Raw genomic sequence first — 18,121 nt, 5'->3', positions numbered from 1 at the left:
ATGACAGAACCAAATTTGCTTACCACATTAAATACCTTAATTACGGAACAGCGCAATCCCGCTTCTTTGCAAATGGATAGTCTTTCCGCCTTTGAACTGGTACGCCTGATTAATGCGGAGGATCAGAAGGTGGCTAAAGTGCTGGAACAATGTTTGCCGCAGGTGGCGCAGGCGGTTGAAAAAATCAGTGCGGCTTTTGCCGCAGGCGGTCGCCTGATTTATATAGGTGCAGGTACCAGCGGTCGTTTGGGGGTATTGGATGCCTCCGAATGTCCGCCGACTTTCGGTGTTTCCGCACAGCAGGTTAAGGGGATTATTGCCGGCGGAGAGGGGGCTTTGCGTCATGCGGTGGAAGGTGCGGAAGATGATCCGCAGGCGGGAATACGGGATTTACGGGAGATTGATTTTAATGCCCTTGATGTACTGGTGGGGATTGCCGCCAGCGGGCGTACGCCCTATGTACTGGGCGCATTGGAATATGCGCGGGGGCTGGGGGCGGTTACCGTATCCCTGGCTTCCAATCCCGGCTCCGCCATGAGCCGGCTGGCGGATATTGCCATTGAAACGCCGGTGGGACCGGAAGTATTGACAGGTTCAAGCCGAATGAAATCGGGCAGTGCGCAGAAAATGGTGTTGAATATGTTAAGTACGGCGAGTATGGCTTTATCCGGAAAATGCTATCAGAACCTGATGGTGGACGTGCAGGCCACAAATGAAAAATTGCGTGCCCGTGCGGTGCGTATTGTGATGCAGGCGACGGAATGCGATCAGGATTGTGCGCAACAAGCGCTGCGGCTGGCGGATAATCAGGCAAAATTAGCTATTATGATGATTTTAAGCGGGCTGGATAAACAACAGGCCGCTAGCATTCTGGCGCATAATAGGGGACATCTGGGGCGGGCCTTACAGCATTCCTAGCTGCGGCAGCAGTAAATCCAGTACCTGTTGTGCCGATATCTGCGCCATTTGTTCCCGTTTCAGCTGAAATTGATTTTTTCCGTAGCAACCTATAAGTTTCGGATCGGTCGGACCATACAGGGTGATATTGGGTTTATCCAGGGCGGCGCTGAGATGAGCCAGTCCGGTATCTACCGAAACCACCGCCCGGCAGCCTGCGATCTGAGCGGCCAGTTCGGTCAGCGATAGTTTGGGCAGTACTATTGCATCGGGTATACCCTCGGCAATATATTGCGCCCGGCTTTTTTCCCGTGCATTGCCCCAGGGTAGACGTATCTGTAGTCTGCGGCCGAAAAGAGCGGTCAGTTCTTGCGCTAGTTTTTTCCATTCTTGCGGCGGCCAGTGTTTGTCGGCTCGGGTGGTCGCATGGATAAAAATAATATAGTCGGACTCTGTATTTGGAGGCGGGAAATGTGAGGCGATAGCATAATCGCCCTGTTCCTGCGGCAGGGGATAGTTTAAGCTGAGGGCGAATAGGCGGCGGATTCGCTCTACGGCATGTTGCTGATAATCAATATAAAAGCGGTGCTGGTAAAAGAATGCCGCCAGCGGTTCGCGGGCGCAATGACGATCATAACCGTATTTTTCGCCCTTCGCCAAACGGGTTGCCAGTAAGGCGCTTTTAATCAGTCCCTGAGCATCAATAACCGCCGCATAATTTTCAGCCTGTAGTAAAGTGCGGTAGTTTTTCCATTCTTTTTGGGTTTGAGAGCAAAAGGGCTGTTTACGCCAACGTCGAATTGCCACCGGAATCACCCGCTCTACCGCAGAATGCCAGCGCGGGATTTCAGCAAAATTTTCTTCCACTACCCAATCGAAACGAATTTCGGGCAGCGCCCGTCGAGCATCGGTCAAGGCGGGCAGACTATGCAGTATATCGCCCATGGAAGAGGTTTTTACCAGGCAGACTTTCATATTATGTTATTCGTTATATGGAGATAAATTTCAGGGAGCGCAGCGGCGATGACCGGTGCGGCTCCGCCTAGGCCTCGGTTAGCAATATGCTCAGTTTATCCAGCACTTTTTCCGGATTAATATCGATCAGGCTCTGATGATAGCCTTCTTTACTGTCGGAAGAGGTACGGATTTTAATTAAATCGCCTTCAATTAAACGGATAATCTCCGCTTTATCGGACAGGGGCGGCGTATATTGCGGACTGGTGGGGCCGTAGAGCGCGACCAACGGGCGATCCAGGGCGGCGGCAATGTGCATTAATCCGCTGTCGTTGCTGACTACGGCATGGCAGTCGGCGATTAAATCCACCGCCTGATTCAATGTGGTTTGGCCGGCCAGATTCAGGCAATAGGGTTGTTGAGCATCGGATAAGGCCTGGCGAATTTGTTCGCCGCAGGCCTGATCCTTAGCCGAACCGAACAGGCGTATGCTATAGCCGATATCGATTAAGCGCCGTGCCAGTTCCGCGTAATGATAATGGGGCCAGCGCTTTGCCGGGCCAAATTCCGCCCCCGGGCAAAAACCGATGGCGGGACGCTGTTCCGCCGCCGCTAACTGAGCAGCGAATAACTGTTTAGTCTGTGCGATTTGCGCCGCCTGAGTGTTTAAATAAGGCTTAGGAATCGGCAGATTTTGTGCGTCGGGAATATGGCCGCGTTCGTAGCCCAGCGCCGTATAACGCTGTACCATCATCGGGTAATCCCTTTTATTGGTACGCAGATCGTTTAGCAGGAGGTAGCGGCTTTCTCCTTTCCAGCCGCGGCGCAGAGGAATACGGGCGAAAAGCGGGATTAAGGCGGATTTCAGGGAATTCGGCAATACTATCGCCATATCATAGCGGTGGCGCAGGGATTTACCTATGCCATAGCGTTCGCTCAGGGCAAGGCTGCCGTGTCCGATCGGCATACTTAATCCCTGACGTACTTCGGGCATCCGTGCCAACAACGGCTTACACCATTCCGGTGCCAGTACGTCGATATTCGCATCGGGATAGCCTTGCTTCAGAGTTTGGTACAGGCTGTGCGACATTACCATATCGCCGACCCACGAAGGGCCGATAATCAGAATATTCATAAGGGAGTATCCGCTCGCTGTGAGATTTTGACCTTTTATTATAATACAGAATATGTTGTGTCAATATGCAGGCGGTTTAATCCGGGTTGTGCCGCCCATTATCCCTAATAGAGAGAAAATAAAAGTGCGGATTAGCCACCGCACTTGTTATTCTATCGGCTTATTTACGATTCAGCCAGGCCATATATTCCGCCACGCCTTCCGCTACGGTTTTAAAGGCTTTGTCATAACCGGCGGCACGTAATTTGCTCAGATTGGCCTGAGTAAATTCCTGATAACGGTTTTTCAGATGGGCCGGGAACGGAATGGTTTCCAGATGGCCTCGGCCATGGAATTTAATAACCGCTTTACCCACTTCTTCAAAGCTTTCCGCTCGGCCGGTACCCAGGTTATAAATACCGGAAATCTTATTCTGCCAGCTCCAGATATTGACTGCGGCGACATCGCCCACATAAACGAAATCACGACGGAAGCTTTCGCTGCCGGCAAAGAGTTTCGGACTTTCTCCGTTTAAAATCTGCCGGTTTAAATGGAAGGCGACGCTCGCCATACTGCCTTTGTGCTGCTCGCGCGGGCCATAAACATTGAAATAACGGAAACCGCATACCGGCGAATCCGCATGAGGAAGAATTTCACGCACATATTGATCGAACAGAAATTTTGAATAGCCGTAAACGTTTAACGGCGCTTCGTATTGACGTTCTTCGATAAATTCGGTTTTATCGCCGTAGGTTGCGGCGCTGGAGGCATACAGAAAAGGAATTTGGCGATCCAGACAATAATGCAGCAATTCTTTTGAATACTCGTAATTGTTATGCATAATGTATTTGCCGTCCCATTCCGTGGTGGAGGAACAGGCGCCTTCATGAAATACCGCATCGATTTCGCCTAATTCGTCGCCGGCAATTATTGAAGCGATAAAATCTTCCTTGTCGCAATAATCTGCAATATCCAGATCCACTAAATTAACGAATTTAGTACCGTCTTTCAGGTTATCTACCACCAGAATGTCTTTGCGCCCCATATCATTCAGCGCTTTTACAATATTACTGCCGATAAATCCCGCACCGCCGGTTACAATAATCATAATACCGTCCTTATGTTGGTTAAAAAGATTGAGCTATTGTAATGGATTTTAAAAGGATGTGCTAAAAGTGCGGTGAAAAATCGCTAAGTTTTTTTATGGGGGCTCGACTTAGAGTCGCCCTTAGGGTCGGATAGCGAAGGACGGCTCCGAATATAAAAAAAGCGCCGTCAATAATATACGGCGCTTGATTTTTATATATTTATTCTTCGATGCCCGTGGTTACCGAGAAATAGCGGCTTTCATGGGGCGCCATAATAATCAGGCTACCGTTTTCCTTCGCCGCACAATGACCTTCAGGACGGCAGGTGGCCGGCAGTACGAAGGCGCCGACCTGTTGATCCTGATTATACAGAATCCAACGCGTAGCATAGTTGAACTGTTCGGTACTGAAGCGGGTCAGGTAAGTATGTCCTTGCGGCGATTGCATACGATATTCGGCCATTTCCCGGTATTGATTCAGCTTATCCATAAAGAAAACGATTTCCGGATTGTACATTTCGTCGTTTTCCAGTCTGTTCAGGCGATATTCTCCCTGTTGGATCCGTTGGTTAAAGTCCAGCCATTCCGGGGTCGGTTTAACATGGGCGGGAATGGTACGGCGCAATTGCACCGCGCTTTCGGGGATATTCTGGCTCAGTTCCGCGCCATGTTCGTAACAGTAATTCATGTGGCACATATATTGCAAAGGCATTTCCACACCGGCTAAATTGGTTACCCGCATATTAATATCGAATAATGAACTGTCGGCGCGTAAAACGACTTCCGGTTCGGCCAGATAATGATCGCCGAAGCCTTTAACGTACTCCGTTTGTCCGCCGATGCCTAACAGGTTGTCATCGATGATCAACCAGGCCTTATCCATTTGGGCGCAGGGCATTTCACCATGAAGCGGATGATCGTCTTGGGGAGCGGGGCAACCGTTGCGGATCAGCCCGGAGTGAAAGGCGAAACAGCCGTAGGTGTCGATAATATTGTCGCCCTGTTTCGGTTGGGAGAACATATTTTTCATTTTCAGATTATGGCCGTTAAATTCCGCGTCCCAGATAATCTGTCCGTAAAAGGGTAATACGGTAACGGAACCTTTGCTATTACTTAGTTTAACCGCTTCGATGCCGGAGTCGTATTTAAATGCGACGGCACTAAATTTTTCGTTTTGACAGATTACCCGTTCTTTTGCGCCGAACTGCCCTTTATCAAGGTAAATATAGCTTTTCATAGAATTCTCCCGTTATTTATTCTTTTTCATTTTGTCGAAGAAATAATAGCCCACATAGGCGAAGCAGAGTAACGGCACTACAAAGGCGAATTGTAGGGAGCCGACCATATCGGAAACGTAACCGTGAATGGCCGGTACTACGGCTGCGCCGATAATGGACATTACAACAACAGCTCCGCCCACTTCACGATGTTCCTGCGCAACGGTACCCAGAACGGAAGCATAGATGGTCGCCCAACAAGGGCCGAACAGTACGCTGGCGAAAATTGCCGCATATACGGCGGAGAAATCATGTACGAAGGCGGTATAAGCCAGCGTAATAACGCCTAATACCGAATACCAAACCAGAACCAAATCCGATTTAAATTTAGTCATCAGGAAGTTGGCGACGAATTTACCCACAAAGAAGCCGATAAAGCTGTAAACCATAAAGTTAGAGGCGTCCCGTTCGTTCATATTACTCAGGTTCAGAGCTAAACGAATAGTGAAAGACCAAACCGCCACTTGCATACCCACATACAGGAATTGGGCGACGATACCTTTTTTGAATTCTTTGTTGGCGGCGAGATATTTCAGGGTATCGCTGAATTTTACCTCCGACGGACGGTTATCGCTGGTTACCGCTTTACATTTCGGGAATTGGGTGAGCAGGAAGAGGATTGTTACCGCAATAAGTACGAAAATCATATACTTATAAGGTTGCAACGTATGCTGTAGCATCGCCAGTTTGAAGTCGTGAACCTGTTCCGGGGTCATGCCGCTCATTTGTTCGGTCAGACTTGCACCTTCTTGGAAAATCAGATATTTACCCAATAGGATGCCGGCGATGGCGCCGATGGGATAAAAGGTCTGGCTGATATTTAAGCGTAAGGTCGCGTAGTCTTTATGCCCGATCATGGAACTGTAGGTATTTGCCGAAGTTTCCAAAAAGCTCAGACCTATAGCAATGGAGAAGATAGCGGCCAGAAACATGGTGTAGGTCGCCATATGAGAAGCCGGGTAGAACATGGAACAGCCCACGATATATAAGGTAAGACCTATTAAGATGGCCACTTTATAACTGGTTTTCTTGATTACCAAGGAAGCGGGGATCGCAATCAGAAAATAACCGCCATAGAATGCGCTCTGTACCAATGCACTGGCGAAATCACTTAGGGTAAATACGCTTTTAAATTGCGTGATCAGAATATCATTCAGGCTTGCCGCCGCTCCCCAGAGCGGAAACAGGCAGGAAAGCAGAATAAACTGAAACAGCGGCGTGCGATTAAGATAGCCGTCCGGCATTTGCTGAATATTTTTCATTGTTCCGTCCCTCATTTTTTAAATTGTTGCTGAAAGTTTTCAAAAGCCTGTTTGTCGGGGTAAGAAGACTGGGTACCCTGTCCGGTTACACTGTAAGCGGCAAACAGCGAGGCCATTTGCATTGAATGTTCCACATCTTTGGTTTGCACGTAATAATGGGCGAAACAACCGATAAAGGCGTCGCCTGCGCCGCTGGTATCTATTGCATTGACGCGGTAAGGCTCAATATGAGTGATTTCGTTGCCACGTAGCCAAACCGCTCCCTTATCGCCGAGGGTTACAATAAGATTTTTTAAGCCCTTGGCCAGTAAAGTATCGGCGGCGGTGCGGATTTCCTGCATGGAAGTTACCGGTAGGCCGGTTAAAATTTCCAGCTCGGTTTCATTCGGCACGAAGAAATCGCATTTACAGGCGTAATCGATATCCAGCGCTTTGCTGGCGGGCGCCGGGTTTAAAATCAGCGGAATATTATGTTTGTTCGCAAAATCAATGGCGTAATATACGGTTTCCAGCGGAATTTCCAGCTGTAGAATAATTAATTTACATTTTTTCAATTCGGCTTCGGCACGATCGATATCCGCAGGTTTCAGATAATTATTCGCCCCTTTAATAATCAGAATACGGTTTTGCGAGCTTGGATCGACAAAAATCGGGGCTACGCCGCTGGATACGCCTGTTACTTTTTCAACATAATCCGTATTTACCCCGAATTTTTGCAGATTGGCAATGGTGTTATCGGCAAAGATATCATCACCGACTTTTGACAGCATCATTACCTTGGCGCCTAATTTAGCGGCGGCAACAGCTTGATTCGCACCTTTACCGCCACAGCCGATACTGAAATCCGGCGCTTCCAGGGTTTCCCCCATTTTTGGCATTGTTTCAATATAGGTGATTAAATCCACCATATTTGAACCTATTACAGCAATACTCATACACATATCTCCTAGGCTGACAAATGTTAAAATAGTTACATAATTTTATGGTTATGAGTATAAACAAATAAAAATGTTAAAAAAGTTACACAGATCACAATTTTTGAAATTAATTGATGTATAATGCAAAAAGTTTATCAACCATTTTCATTCATTTTTATTTAACAGAGAGGCTAGCATTATGGAATCTAAAGATATTGCGAAATTTATCGATCATACGGCACTGACTGCGGAAAAAACCGAACAAGATATTATTCAGCTTTGTGAAGAAGCAAAGCAGCATCATTTTTTTTCGGTTTGTATCAATCCTTGCCATATTCCTTTGGCACAGCGGCAGCTTCAGGGCAGCGATGTTAAAATTTGCACAGTGATTGGTTTTCCGTTAGGGGCCAATATGACAGCCGTTAAGGTGTTCGAAACCGAACAGGCGATTGCTGCCGGCGCAGGTGAAGTGGATATGGTGATTAATGTGGGTTGGATTAAATCCGGGCGCTGGGAGGCTGTTAAGGCGGATATTCAAGCGGTATTGAATGCCGCTGCCGGCGCTACCCTGAAAGTGATTCTGGAAACCTGCCTGCTGACTAAAGAAGAAATTGTTAAGGCTTGTGAAATCTGTCGCGAATTAAAAGTAGGTTTTGTTAAAACCTCCACTGGTTTTAATAAAGGCGGCGCCACCGTTGAAGATATCGCTTTGATGCGCCGTAGCGTCGGCCCGGATATCGGGGTTAAGGCTTCCGGCGGCGTTCGTGATACCGCAAGCGCACTGGCGATGATTGAAGCCGGAGCCAACCGTATCGGCGCCAGTGCCGGGATTGCAATTATTAACGGTTTACAAGATACTAACGGCGGTTATTAAACAAAGCCTCACACCGGACTCAGTATGGACAAAAAAGCTCAATCACGTATTCAAAAACTGGAATTTTTGCTGAAGCAAATGGATAAAATTCATCTGCGCGATGCGGCGGAAATTCTGAATGTATCTGAAATGACCATACGACGGGATTTAAACGCCCATACGGGTTCGGTGATTCTGCTAGGGGGTTATATTGTTAGAGAGGCGCCGAAAAGCGCTGAAAACGTTTATCAGATTTTTGAGCAGGAAAGTAAAAATATTGCGCAAAAAATGCATATCGGCAAACTGGCTGCCGATTTGATCAGAGAGAACGATATTGTTTTTTTCGACTGCGGTTCCACCATTCCTTTTATCGCTTCGCAGATTGATAATGCTTTGAAATTTACCGCACTTTGCTGCTCGATTAATACTTTTATGCTGTTGCAGGAAAAACCGCAGTGCGAGGTGATTCTGTGCGGCGGGCATTATTCACGCAACAACTCTTTTATTACGCCGATTCAGCTCAGTACCGAATTGGATGCGCTCTGTACCGATAAGGCTTTTATCTCCGCCGCCGGCGTAGATCCTAAACAGGGCGCCACCTGCTTTAATTTGGATGAGGCCAGAACTAAGCAGAAAGCCATGGCGAAAAGTCGACAGAATATTTTGGTGTTCGATCATTCCAAGTTGAATCAGGTGCGTCAGGCTTATATCGCCGAGTTGGCGCAGTTCGATTTATTGATTTGTGATCAGGGCTTGCCGGAGGATTTCGGCAGCGGGCTGCCCCGGTGTTTAAGCGATTGATTGTCGGCTGGAAGCAGGGTAAATCCGGTGCGGCAAAAACATTGTTTCACCGCCCCTTTCGATTACAGGCGATCAAAAGCGCTAACGGCATTGGCATAGGTCAGCGCCCCTTTTGCCAGCATACGCAACTGTAGAATTAAGCGCTCTTTTAGCTGCTCCCGTTCCTTATTATTCATATCCAGCGCATTGGCACCGGCGGTAAACACAATGGTAACCATGCCTTCCGCCTGAACGTAGGCCACATAAGGCGAATAGTCGTTTTTATAGGCGATATATTCCGCCAACTCGTCGACAAAATGTTTGATCTCCCGTGCCGCTGCGGTACGAAAGGCCTGTGAGGTGCCGGAACTTTCGCGCAGCAGCAGGCGGAAAACGTTCGGGCTGCCGGCGATAAATTCAAAAAAGGTTTCGACGGAAATGGCGATGACGCTGCCGCCTTTTTCAATGCGTTTACGCGCCTGGCGCATTAGCTGGCGCAAGGTGAGTCCCGCTTCGTCCACCATGGTAAGGCCGAGTTCGTCCATATCGCGGAAATGCCGGTAGAATGAAGTCGGCGCAATTCCCGCTTCTCTGGCGACTTCGCGCAGACTTAAACCGGAAAAGCTTTTTTCTGCGGTTAATTGATTAAAGGCCGCATCCACCAGGGCGCGGCGGGTTTTTTCTTTCTGAATCGCACGAATGCCCGCCATATTATTTTCCTTGCGCCGTTAAAATAGGTTGCACCATATTCGCTACTGCGCCGGCAATGCGTTCATAGCGGCTGCGTAAAGGCGAGCCGGGACGATAGACCAGGGCGATGGTACGCTGTGGAACCGGGTGGATACAGGGAATGTATTTTACCCCGCCGCGGGAGCCTTCGTTCAGTACGGCCAGTTGCGGCATTAGCGTTAAACCGGCGTTGGCCGCTACCATATTACGCAGAGTTTCCAAACTGGTGGCTTGAAAGTGCGGATTTTCCGAAGCGCCGGCGGTAAAACAATAGCCCAACGCCTGATCCCGCAGACAATGGCCGTCGTCCAGCATAAGTACTTCACAACCTTTCAGGCGTTCCATTTCTATTTGGCGGCTATCGGCCCAAGGGTGTTGCTCGGAAACCGCCAACAGCATTTCTTCATGGAAAATAGGTACTTCGATAAAGGCTTCCGCTTCCGGTACGCTGGCCAGAATGGCGCAATCGATACGGCCGCTTTCCAATTGATCCAATAACTGTGAAGTTTGGGCTTCGTACAAGAACAATTCCAGTTCCGGAAAGGATTCTTTTATCATCGGCATGATGTAAGGCAGTAAATAGGGGCCTACGGTAGGGATAACGCCCAGGTGCAGGGGGCCGGTCATTTCTTTGCCTTGATTACTGGCCATTTCTTTCAATACTTTGACTTCCCGCAAAACTTTTTTTGCCTGCTCGACTAAAATAAGACCCGATTGCGTAAACAACACTTTACGACTGGTACGTTCCAGCAGGGTGATCCCCAGTTCGTCTTCCAGTTTGCGGATTTGGCCGCTGAGGGTGGGCTGGCTGACATGACAAGCATCGGCGGCACGGCGAAAGTGTTTATATTCTGCAAGGGCGGCTAGATATTCTAAGTCACGGATATTCATATTTACCTCATTATAGAAAAAGGCGATTAAAAGCATAGAATTAATTGATTGTAACTATAGCATAAATCTCCCTATAATAAACCCGTAAAACAAACCAACCCGTTAAAAAAGAGAGGAAAATTATGTCTGCAAATATGGAAGGAAAAAAGGTTCCGCAAGTTACGTTTCATACCCGTCAGGGCGATGCCTGGGTTGATGTTACTTCCGCACAGTTATTCGATAACAAAACCGTGGTACTTTTCTCATTACCGGGTGCTTTCACCCCGACCTGTTCTTCAAGCCATCTGCCGCGCTACAATGAACTGGCCTGCGAATTTAAAGCGCTGGGCGTAGACGATATCATTTGTATGTCGGTAAACGATACTTTCGTTATGAATGCTTGGAAGGCGGATCAGGAATCGGAAAATATCACCGTGATTCCGGACGGTAACGGCGAGTTCACCGAAGGTATGGGTATGCTGGTGGATAAAGAGGATCTGGGCTTTGGTAAACGTTCATGGCGTTATTCCATGTTAGTTAAAAACGGTGTCGTTGAAAAAATGTTTATCGAACCGAACGAGCCGGGCGATCCGTTTAAAGTTTCCGATGCGGATACCATGATTAAATATCTGAAACCGGACTGGAGTGCCAAACCTTCCGTATCCATTATCACTAAACTGGGCTGCCCTTATTGCGCCAAAGCGAAAGCGCTGTTAAAAGCTAAGGGTTATACCTTTGAAGAAATCGTCCTAGGCCGTGATGCAAGTACCATCTCGGTGCGTGCGATTACCGGTAAAACTTCTGTTCCGCAGGTCTTTATCGGCGGCCAGTATGTGGGCGGTAGCGAAGATTTAGAAGCCTACTTCGCAGCAAAATAAATTTCGGCTAAAAACGACCGCACTTTTCCGCCCGTTGAAAGGGCGCCAAGGTGCGGTTTTTTTATTGCGGCGAGCCGCCGCATTCAGGGCGCGCAATAAATGTGCTTATCAATAATGCGGCGGCGGCGTTTCTTCCGCTTGGGTTGCGATATTCGAGGGCTGCATATCTTTTAGCTTGCGCGCCAGATAGCGCAGCTGCAGTTGGATTTTCTCCAGTTCGAACTGCTGAGCCACCAAGGCTTGGTTCAATTCTTCAATAGTATTTTCCTGAAAGGTTACTTTCATTTCTAGTTCGGCAAGACGCATTTCCGTTTTTTGCATAATAATCCTAAATAACAGGGGGAGATTTATTAAATTGGCTTTAACTTATCGCACACAAAGTGTATATTGAAAACCCTTTTTCGTTTATTTTATCTTAAACAAGGATTGTTAGAATCGGACTGATCTAAAATATTCTCAACCATTTTAAAGGAAATTATAATGTTAAAAATGAAAAAAATGACGGCGGTTGCATTAGCGGTGGGTGCTTTTTTTAGCGTTTCGGCGTTACAGGCGGCTCAATCTGAAAATACATTAGCGAAAGATCCTTCCTATGCTCTGGGCGTTCTGGTCGGTATGGATTTAAAAGGTATGACCGAAGCGCAGCAAGAGGTGATTAAATATGATCAGGAAAAATTGCTGGCCGGAGTGGCTGACGGGCTGAAAGGAAAAGCGGATTTAAGTAAAGATAAACAGTTGGTGGAAACCTTACAAGGCGTCGATGAAAAATTAAAGGCGGCAAGTTTGGCTAAGGCCGCGGAACAGGCGAAACAAGCGCAGGAAGACGGGGCTAAGTTAACTGCCGAATTCAATAAGAAATCCGGGGTGAAGAAAACCGATTCCGGCTTGTTGTACCGCATCGATAAAGCCGGCGAAGGTGAAAACATCAAGGCCACCGATAAGGTGAAGGTGCATTACACCGGTAAACTTCCGAACGGCAAAGTGTTCGACAGCTCGCGTCAGCGTAACCTGCCGGCGGAATTTCGTCTGGATCAGGTGATTCCGGGCTGGAGCGAAGGATTGCAGTTGGTGAAGAAAGGCGGCAAGATCGAATTGGTAATCCCGCCGAAACTGGCCTACGGCGAACAGGAAATGGGTGAAATTCCGGCGAATTCTACGCTCTATTTTGAGGTAGAGGTGTTGGACGTTATGCCTCAGGCGAAAAAATAATTAAAAAATTTACCGCACTTTTATCTTGCTTGAAACAAGAGAAAAGTGCGGTCTTTAATTCCGGAAGAAATTCATGTTAACTGATAAACGCCCCTTTACTGAAGAAGATCGCACCATACTGAATTCTTATCGCGCCGTGGTTGAAGGGGTCAGCGCTTTAATCGGAACTCATTGCGAAATCGTATTGCATTCGCTGGAAGATTTGGAACGTTCCGCCATTTGTATTGCTAACGGTCATAATACCAATCGTCAGGAAGGTTCGCCGATTACCGATCTGGCGCTTAAATCCCTGCACGGCATGAAAACCGAAAGCGTATCTAAGCCCTATTTTACCCGAGCGAAAACCAATGGCCTGATGAAATCCGTTACCATTGCGATTCGTAATAAAAATCAGCGCATTATTGGTTTACTCTGTATTAATATTAATCTTGACGTTCCCCTTTCTCAGTTTGTACAGAGCTTGATCCCGCCGCCGCAGCACGAAGAAACTTCCGCGGTTAATTTTGCCAGTTCCGTCGAAGAACTGGTGGCACAGACGGTGGAAAATACCATTGAGGAAGTTTCCGCCGATCGCTTTGTCGCCAATAACAACAAAAATCGTCAGATTGTGGTATCTCTGTTTGAAAAGGGAATCTTTGATATTAAGGATGCCATTAACCTGGTGGCTGCTCGTTTGGATATTTCCCGGCATACGGTTTATTTATATATCCGTCAGATCAAGCAGGACGAACATAAATAATGCGTTATGTGCTTGCGGTAAAACAACCGGTTTACGGTTCTCAGGGGGCTTATTTGGCTTATCAGTTTGCTTCGGCGTTGTTACGCAAAGGGCATGAGATTAGCCAGATTTTCTTTTTTCAGAACGGCGTCAGTAATGCTAACGCCTATGTTTACCCCGCCAATGACGAATTTAATCTGCTCGCCGCCTGGCAAAAACTGCAGCGGGAATATCATGTTCCTCTGCATTTGTGCGTCGCCGCCTCGCAACGCCGCGGCGTCGTAGATACGAGCAGTGCGGCGGATAAGCAGCATTGTAACCTTGCCGCAGGCTTTATTATTGCCGGCTTGGGTGAGTTTATCAGCGCCGTTGCCGGTGCCGATCGAGTAATAACCCTATGACTAAACTGGCTTTTGTTTTCCGTTCGTCGCCCTATGGCACTTCCGACAGCCGCGAGGGCTTAGATGCGCTGCTGGCGGCTACTGCGTTCTGTAATGAAGAGGATATTGCCGTATATTTTATCGACGACGGCGTATTCAATCTGCTCAAAGGGCAGAATCCCGCGCTGATTTTACAAAAAGATTTTATTGCTGCGTTTAAACTGTTGGATCTGTATGAAATTAAGCAGCGCTATATCTGTTGCAACAGCTTAGAGCGCTACGGCTTGGAAGCGCGGGATCTGATTATTGACTGCGAGACGGTTAGGCGGGAAGAATTATGCCGCCGTTTGCAGCACAGTGAAAAACTTTTAACTTTTTGACCGCACTTTTACTATGCTCTATACCTTTTCCCGAGCGGATTACCCGCCGCATTTATTAACCGACTGCCTAAATGCCCGCGGTGAAAATGACGCCCTGCTGCTCTGGCAGGACGGCGTGTTACTGGCGCTGAAATATCCCGAACTGTTTTCCCATTGCTACATTTTGGCAGAAGATGTGGCGGCCCGTAATCTGCTCCCATTGCTGCCGCCTTCCGCAAAGTCGCGTTTAATTTCCATAGAAGAGATGGTGTTACTGACTGAACGATATTTTCCGCAGCTCGCTTATTAAGCGGATATTGATCCGTCATTCGCATTATTTCTCCCGGGATCCCTGCCGGATCCGGCTAAAAGATCCCCCTTCAATCCTTGACACAATCCCTTTAACTCTCTAAAATGCGCTGTCTGTCCTTGTATAGGACGGGCTTTAATAACATTATTATTGAATAATATCATTTCAGAACTGGAGCTTATTTAATGGCAACAATCAACCAGCTAGTACGCAAACCGCGTGTGAAAAAGGTTGTAAAAAGTAACGTTCCTGCATTAGAGGCTTGCCCGCAGAAACGTGGCGTGTGTACTCGTGTATACACAACTACACCTAAAAAACCGAACTCAGCATTACGTAAAGTATGCCGTATTCGTTTAACCAACGGTTACGAAGTAACCTCTTATATCGGCGGAGAAGGACATAACCTTCAGGAGCACAGCGTTGTGCTTATCCGCGGCGGTCGTGTAAAAGACTTACCGGGTGTGCGTTATCACACCGTACGCGGCGCATTAGACTGCGCGGGCGTTAAAGATCGTAAACAAGGTCGTTCTAAATACGGCGTTAAACGTCCTAAGGCTTAATGGTTCTCCGTTAAGTAAGGCCAAACGTCTAAATTAATATTTAAACCTAAACTCCAGTCAACGGCGATTTTATCGCACAAGATGAGTTTTGGAATATCCTGAATTATAAAAACGGAGAAATTGCAATGCCACGTCGTCGTAGTATTGAACCTCGTAAGATTCTTCCAGATCCGAAATTCGGCTCAGAATTACTTGCGAAATTTATTAATGTCTTAATGGTTGACGGTAAAAAATCTATCGCCGAATCTATCGTTTACGGCGCATTAGAAACCCTGTCTCAGCGTACCGGTAAAGAAGCTTTGGAAGCCTTTGAAGCCGCACTGGAAAACGTGCGTCCGACCGTTGAGGTTAAATCCCGTCGCGTCGGTGGTTCCACTTATCAGGTACCGGTCGAAGTTCGTCCGACCCGTCGTAACGCACTGGGCATGCGCTGGATTGTTGAAGCCGCCCGTAAACGCGGTGATAAATCCATGGCTTTACGTTTAGCCAACGAGCTGTCAGATGCGTCTGAAAACAAAGGTGCGGCGGTGAAAAAACGTGAAGACGTTCACCGTATGGCCGAAGCTAACAAAGCATTTGCTCATTACCGTTGGTAATAGGTTAGCGATAGGTTTTTCAGGCTTCATCTCATATTTATGCGGTGGAGCCTTATCCATATTTAAAATTTCATATTTATTTAGCATTCCAAACAAGGAAATATACTAATGGCTCGCGTAACTCCTATTGAGCGCTATCGTAATATCGGTATCAGTGCTCACATCGATGCAGGTAAAACAACTACCTCTGAGCGTATCTTATTCTATACAGGTGTAAGTCATAAAATCGGTGAAGTGCACGATGGTGCAGCCACCATGGACTGGATGGAACAAGAACAAGAACGCGGTATCACTATTACCTCCGCAGCAACCACTGCATTCTGGTCTGGTATGTCGCAGCAATATCCACAACACCGTATCAACGTTATCGACACCCCGGGACACGTTGACTTCACTATCGAAGTTGAACGTTCCATGCGCGTACTTGACGGTGCGGTAATGGTTTATTGTGCGGTGGGCGGCGTTCAGCCTCAGTCCGAAACCGTATGGCGTCAGGCTAACAAATATCAGGTTCCGCGTATTGCGTTCGTGAACAAAATGGACCGTACCGGTGCTAACTTCCTGCGCGTAGTAGAACAGATTAAAACCCGTTTAGGCGGAAATGCTGTTCCTCTTCAACTTCCTGTAGGTGCGGAAGATAACTTCAAAGGCGTTGTCGACCTAATCAAAATGAAAGCCATTAACTGGAACGAAGCGGACCAGGGTATGACTTTCACTTATGAAGATATCCCGGCGGATATGCAGGCGGACTGCGAAGAATGGCGTCAGAATCTGATTGAAGCCGCAGCCGAAGCTTCCGAAGAATTAATGGAAAAATACCTTGGTGGTGAAGAATTAACCGAGGAAGAAATCAAAGCCGGTTTACGTCAGCGCGTGTTAGCGACAGAAGTTATTCTGGTAACTTGCGGTTCAGCCTTTAAAAACAAAGGTGTTCAGGCGATGCTTGACGCTGTAATCGACTACTTGCCTGCCCCGACAGATATTCCGGCAATTAAAGGGATCAATCTGGACGAAACCGAAGGCGAACGTCATGCCAGCGATGATGAACCTTTCTCTGCTCTTGCGTTCAAAATCGCCACCGACCCGTTTGTAGGTAACTTAACCTTCTTCCGTGTTTATTCCGGTGTGATTAATTCCGGTGATACGGTGATGAACTCCGTTAAACAAAAACGTGAACGTTTCGGTCGTATCGTACAGATGCACGCTAACAAACGTGAAGAAATCAAAGAAGTCCGCGCCGGCGATATCGCCGCTGCTATCGGCTTGAAAGATGTAGGTACCGGTGATACCCTTTGTGATCAGAGCGCACCTATTATCCTTGAGCGTATGGAATTCCCTGAGCCGGTAATTTCCGTAGCGGTAGAACCTAAAACTAAAGCAGACCAAGAAAAAATGGGTATCGCATTAGGTCGTCTTGCTCAGGAAGACCCTTCATTCCGTGTTCACACCGATGAAGAATCCGGCGAAACCATTATTTCCGGTATGGGTGAATTACACTTAGATATTATCGTTGACCGTATGCGTCGCGAATTCAAAGTGGAAGCCAACGTAGGTAAACCTCAGGTATCTTATCGCGAAACCATCCGTACTCGTGCTAACGACGTGGAAGGTAAACATGCGAAACAATCCGGTGGTCGCGGTCAGTATGGTCATGTGGTTATCGACTTATATCCGTTAGAGCCGGAAGGTCCTGGTTATGAGTTCGTAAACGAAATCAAAGGCGGTGTGATTCCGGGCGAATATATTCCTGCCGTTGACAAAGGTATTCAAGAACAGCTTAAATCCGGTCCGTTGGCTGGTTATCCGGTAGTGGATATCGGTGTTCGTTTACACTTCGGTTCATACCATGATGTGGACTCTTCCGAGTTAGCCTTTAAACTTGCGGCTTCCATCGCATTTAAAGCGGCGTTTAACAAAGCCAATCCGGTGTTGCTTGAGCCGATTATGAAAGTGGAAGTGGAAACCCCTGAAGAATACATGGGTGATGTTATCGGTGATTTAAACCGTCGTCGCGGTATTGTTGAAGGTATGGACGATGTGGGTATGGGTAAAGCGATTCGTGCTCAGGTTCCGTTATCCGAAATGTTCGGTTATGCGACAGACCTGCGTTCACAGACTCAGGGTCGTGCTTCCTACTCAATGGAACCGTTAAAATACGCAGAAGCGCCGAAAAATATTGCCGACGCTATTATCGAAGCGCGTAAAAAATAATTCTGTTTAACAAACAATCCCCGCGAGAATATTCTCTCGGGGTTTACAACAAGGAAACTTAATCGTGTCTAAAGAAAAATTTGAACGTACAAAACCGCACGTAAACGTGGGAACAATCGGCCACGTTGACCATGGTAAAACAACTTTAACCGCAGCAATC

The 18,121-nt window shown here is 47.5% G+C and carries 22 protein-coding genes; 13 read left to right on the top strand and 9 right to left on the bottom strand.

Translation table 11 applies throughout. The features are described from left to right. The gene (gene murQ, locus EDC45_RS06180) at positions 1 to 918 is read left to right on the top strand and encodes an N-acetylmuramic acid 6-phosphate etherase (protein WP_133544563.1); all 918 of its coding nucleotides are present in this window, start codon (positions 1 to 3) and stop codon (positions 916 to 918) included. On the opposite strand, the gene rfaC is transcribed toward murQ, so the two are convergent. The 6 genes from rfaC to rbsK form a co-directional block, all read right to left on the bottom strand. Then, positions 904 to 1,872, bottom strand: a complete 969-nt coding sequence (gene rfaC / locus EDC45_RS06175) for a lipopolysaccharide heptosyltransferase RfaC (RefSeq protein ID WP_133544561.1) — start codon at positions 1,870 to 1,872, stop codon at positions 904 to 906. The genes murQ and rfaC overlap by 15 nt on opposite strands. 67 nt (positions 1,873 to 1,939) lie before the next feature. Then, positions 1,940 to 2,986 (bottom strand): lipopolysaccharide heptosyltransferase II, encoded by a 1,047-nt coding sequence (gene waaF / locus EDC45_RS06170; RefSeq protein ID WP_133544559.1) that lies wholly within the window; start codon positions 2,984 to 2,986, stop codon positions 1,940 to 1,942. A gap of 160 nt (positions 2,987 to 3,146) precedes the next feature. Next, positions 3,147 to 4,073, bottom strand: a complete 927-nt coding sequence (rfaD, locus tag EDC45_RS06165; protein ID WP_133544557.1) for an ADP-glyceromanno-heptose 6-epimerase — start codon at positions 4,071 to 4,073, stop codon at positions 3,147 to 3,149. A gap of 199 nt (positions 4,074 to 4,272) precedes the next feature. Continuing rightward, positions 4,273 to 5,289, bottom strand: coding sequence for an aldose 1-epimerase family protein (locus tag EDC45_RS06160; protein WP_133544555.1), 1,017 nt, complete (start codon positions 5,287 to 5,289; stop codon positions 4,273 to 4,275). 12 nt (positions 5,290 to 5,301) lie between these two features. After that, a complete protein-coding gene (gene fucP / locus EDC45_RS06155; protein WP_133544553.1) occupies positions 5,302 to 6,591 on the bottom strand; it encodes an L-fucose:H+ symporter permease in 1,290 nt (429 codons plus the stop codon). Between the two features lie 11 nt (positions 6,592 to 6,602). Beyond that, positions 6,603 to 7,526 (bottom strand): ribokinase, encoded by a 924-nt coding sequence (gene rbsK, locus EDC45_RS06150; protein ID WP_133544551.1) that lies wholly within the window; start codon positions 7,524 to 7,526, stop codon positions 6,603 to 6,605. A gap of 181 nt (positions 7,527 to 7,707) precedes the next feature. On the opposite strand from rbsK, the gene deoC reads away from it, so the two are divergent. Both deoC and deoR read left to right on the top strand, forming a co-directional pair. Then, the gene (gene deoC / locus EDC45_RS06145; RefSeq protein WP_133544549.1) at positions 7,708 to 8,382 is read left to right on the top strand and encodes a deoxyribose-phosphate aldolase; all 675 of its coding nucleotides are present in this window, start codon (positions 7,708 to 7,710) and stop codon (positions 8,380 to 8,382) included. 24 nt (positions 8,383 to 8,406) lie between these two features. Next, a complete protein-coding gene (deoR, locus tag EDC45_RS06140) occupies positions 8,407 to 9,162 on the top strand; it encodes a DNA-binding transcriptional repressor DeoR (RefSeq protein WP_133544546.1) in 756 nt (251 codons plus the stop codon). Positions 9,163 to 9,224: 62 nt separating this feature from the next. Here the strand turns inward: deoR and fabR are convergent, their stop codons facing one another. After that, a complete protein-coding gene (gene fabR / locus EDC45_RS06135) occupies positions 9,225 to 9,851 on the bottom strand; it encodes an HTH-type transcriptional repressor FabR (RefSeq protein WP_133544545.1) in 627 nt (208 codons plus the stop codon). 1 nt (position 9,852) lies between these two features. Next, positions 9,853 to 10,761 carry a DNA-binding transcriptional regulator OxyR gene (gene oxyR, locus EDC45_RS06130; protein WP_133544543.1) on the bottom strand — a complete coding sequence of 303 codons (909 nt, stop codon included), beginning with the start codon at positions 10,759 to 10,761 and terminating at the stop codon, positions 9,853 to 9,855. A gap of 122 nt (positions 10,762 to 10,883) precedes the next feature. Between oxyR and EDC45_RS06125 the strand changes: the two genes are divergently transcribed. Beyond that, positions 10,884 to 11,618, top strand: a complete 735-nt coding sequence (locus EDC45_RS06125) for a glutathione peroxidase (protein ID WP_424960663.1) — start codon at positions 10,884 to 10,886, stop codon at positions 11,616 to 11,618. A gap of 108 nt (positions 11,619 to 11,726) precedes the next feature. Here EDC45_RS06125 and EDC45_RS06120 read toward each other — a convergent pair whose 3' ends face one another. After that, entirely contained in the window at positions 11,727 to 11,939 is a 213-nt protein-coding gene (locus EDC45_RS06120; protein WP_133544539.1) for a SlyX family protein, read from the bottom strand. A 159-nt stretch (positions 11,940 to 12,098) separates the two neighbouring features. Here EDC45_RS06120 and fkpA point away from each other — a divergent pair, with 159 nt between their 5' ends. The 9 genes from fkpA to EDC45_RS06075 all read left to right on the top strand — a co-directional run. Then, the gene (gene fkpA / locus EDC45_RS06115) at positions 12,099 to 12,827 is read left to right on the top strand and encodes an FKBP-type peptidyl-prolyl cis-trans isomerase (RefSeq protein WP_133544537.1); all 729 of its coding nucleotides are present in this window, start codon (positions 12,099 to 12,101) and stop codon (positions 12,825 to 12,827) included. A gap of 73 nt (positions 12,828 to 12,900) precedes the next feature. Beyond that, positions 12,901 to 13,566, top strand: a complete 666-nt coding sequence (locus EDC45_RS06110) for a helix-turn-helix transcriptional regulator (protein ID WP_133544535.1) — start codon at positions 12,901 to 12,903, stop codon at positions 13,564 to 13,566. Beyond that, a complete protein-coding gene (tusD, locus tag EDC45_RS06105) occupies positions 13,566 to 13,946 on the top strand; it encodes a sulfurtransferase complex subunit TusD (protein ID WP_133544533.1) in 381 nt (126 codons plus the stop codon). The genes EDC45_RS06110 and tusD overlap by 1 nt, the downstream gene beginning before the upstream one ends. After that, positions 13,943 to 14,305: a sulfurtransferase complex subunit TusC gene (tusC, locus tag EDC45_RS06100; protein ID WP_133544531.1), complete on the top strand. Its 363-nt coding sequence runs from the start codon at positions 13,943 to 13,945 to the stop codon at positions 14,303 to 14,305. Before tusD ends, tusC begins: the two co-directional genes overlap by 4 nt. Positions 14,306 to 14,318: 13 nt before the next feature. Next, complete coding sequence (locus EDC45_RS06095; protein WP_133544529.1) at positions 14,319 to 14,594, top strand: DsrH/TusB family sulfur relay protein; 276 nt, start codon at positions 14,319 to 14,321, stop codon at positions 14,592 to 14,594. A gap of 185 nt (positions 14,595 to 14,779) precedes the next feature. After that, the gene (gene rpsL / locus EDC45_RS06090; RefSeq protein WP_013745731.1) at positions 14,780 to 15,154 is read left to right on the top strand and encodes a 30S ribosomal protein S12; all 375 of its coding nucleotides are present in this window, start codon (positions 14,780 to 14,782) and stop codon (positions 15,152 to 15,154) included. 125 nt (positions 15,155 to 15,279) lie between these two features. Further along, positions 15,280 to 15,750: a 30S ribosomal protein S7 gene (gene rpsG, locus EDC45_RS06085; protein ID WP_133544527.1), complete on the top strand. Its 471-nt coding sequence runs from the start codon at positions 15,280 to 15,282 to the stop codon at positions 15,748 to 15,750. Positions 15,751 to 15,858: 108 nt separating this feature from the next. Continuing rightward, positions 15,859 to 17,961, top strand: a complete 2,103-nt coding sequence (gene fusA, locus EDC45_RS06080) for an elongation factor G (RefSeq protein WP_133544525.1) — start codon at positions 15,859 to 15,861, stop codon at positions 17,959 to 17,961. A 64-nt stretch (positions 17,962 to 18,025) separates the two neighbouring features. Next, positions 18,026 to 18,121: GTP-binding protein (locus tag EDC45_RS06075; RefSeq protein ID WP_001967706.1), on the top strand; the 96-nt coding region annotated here is incomplete at its 3' end.

It is taken from the genome of Mesocricetibacter intestinalis (assembly GCF_004363295.1).
Taxonomy (GTDB): Bacteria; Pseudomonadota; Gammaproteobacteria; order Enterobacterales; family Pasteurellaceae; genus Mesocricetibacter; species Mesocricetibacter intestinalis.
Note: the sequence above shows the minus strand (reverse complement) of the source record. Positions and strands in the feature narration are given on the sequence as shown.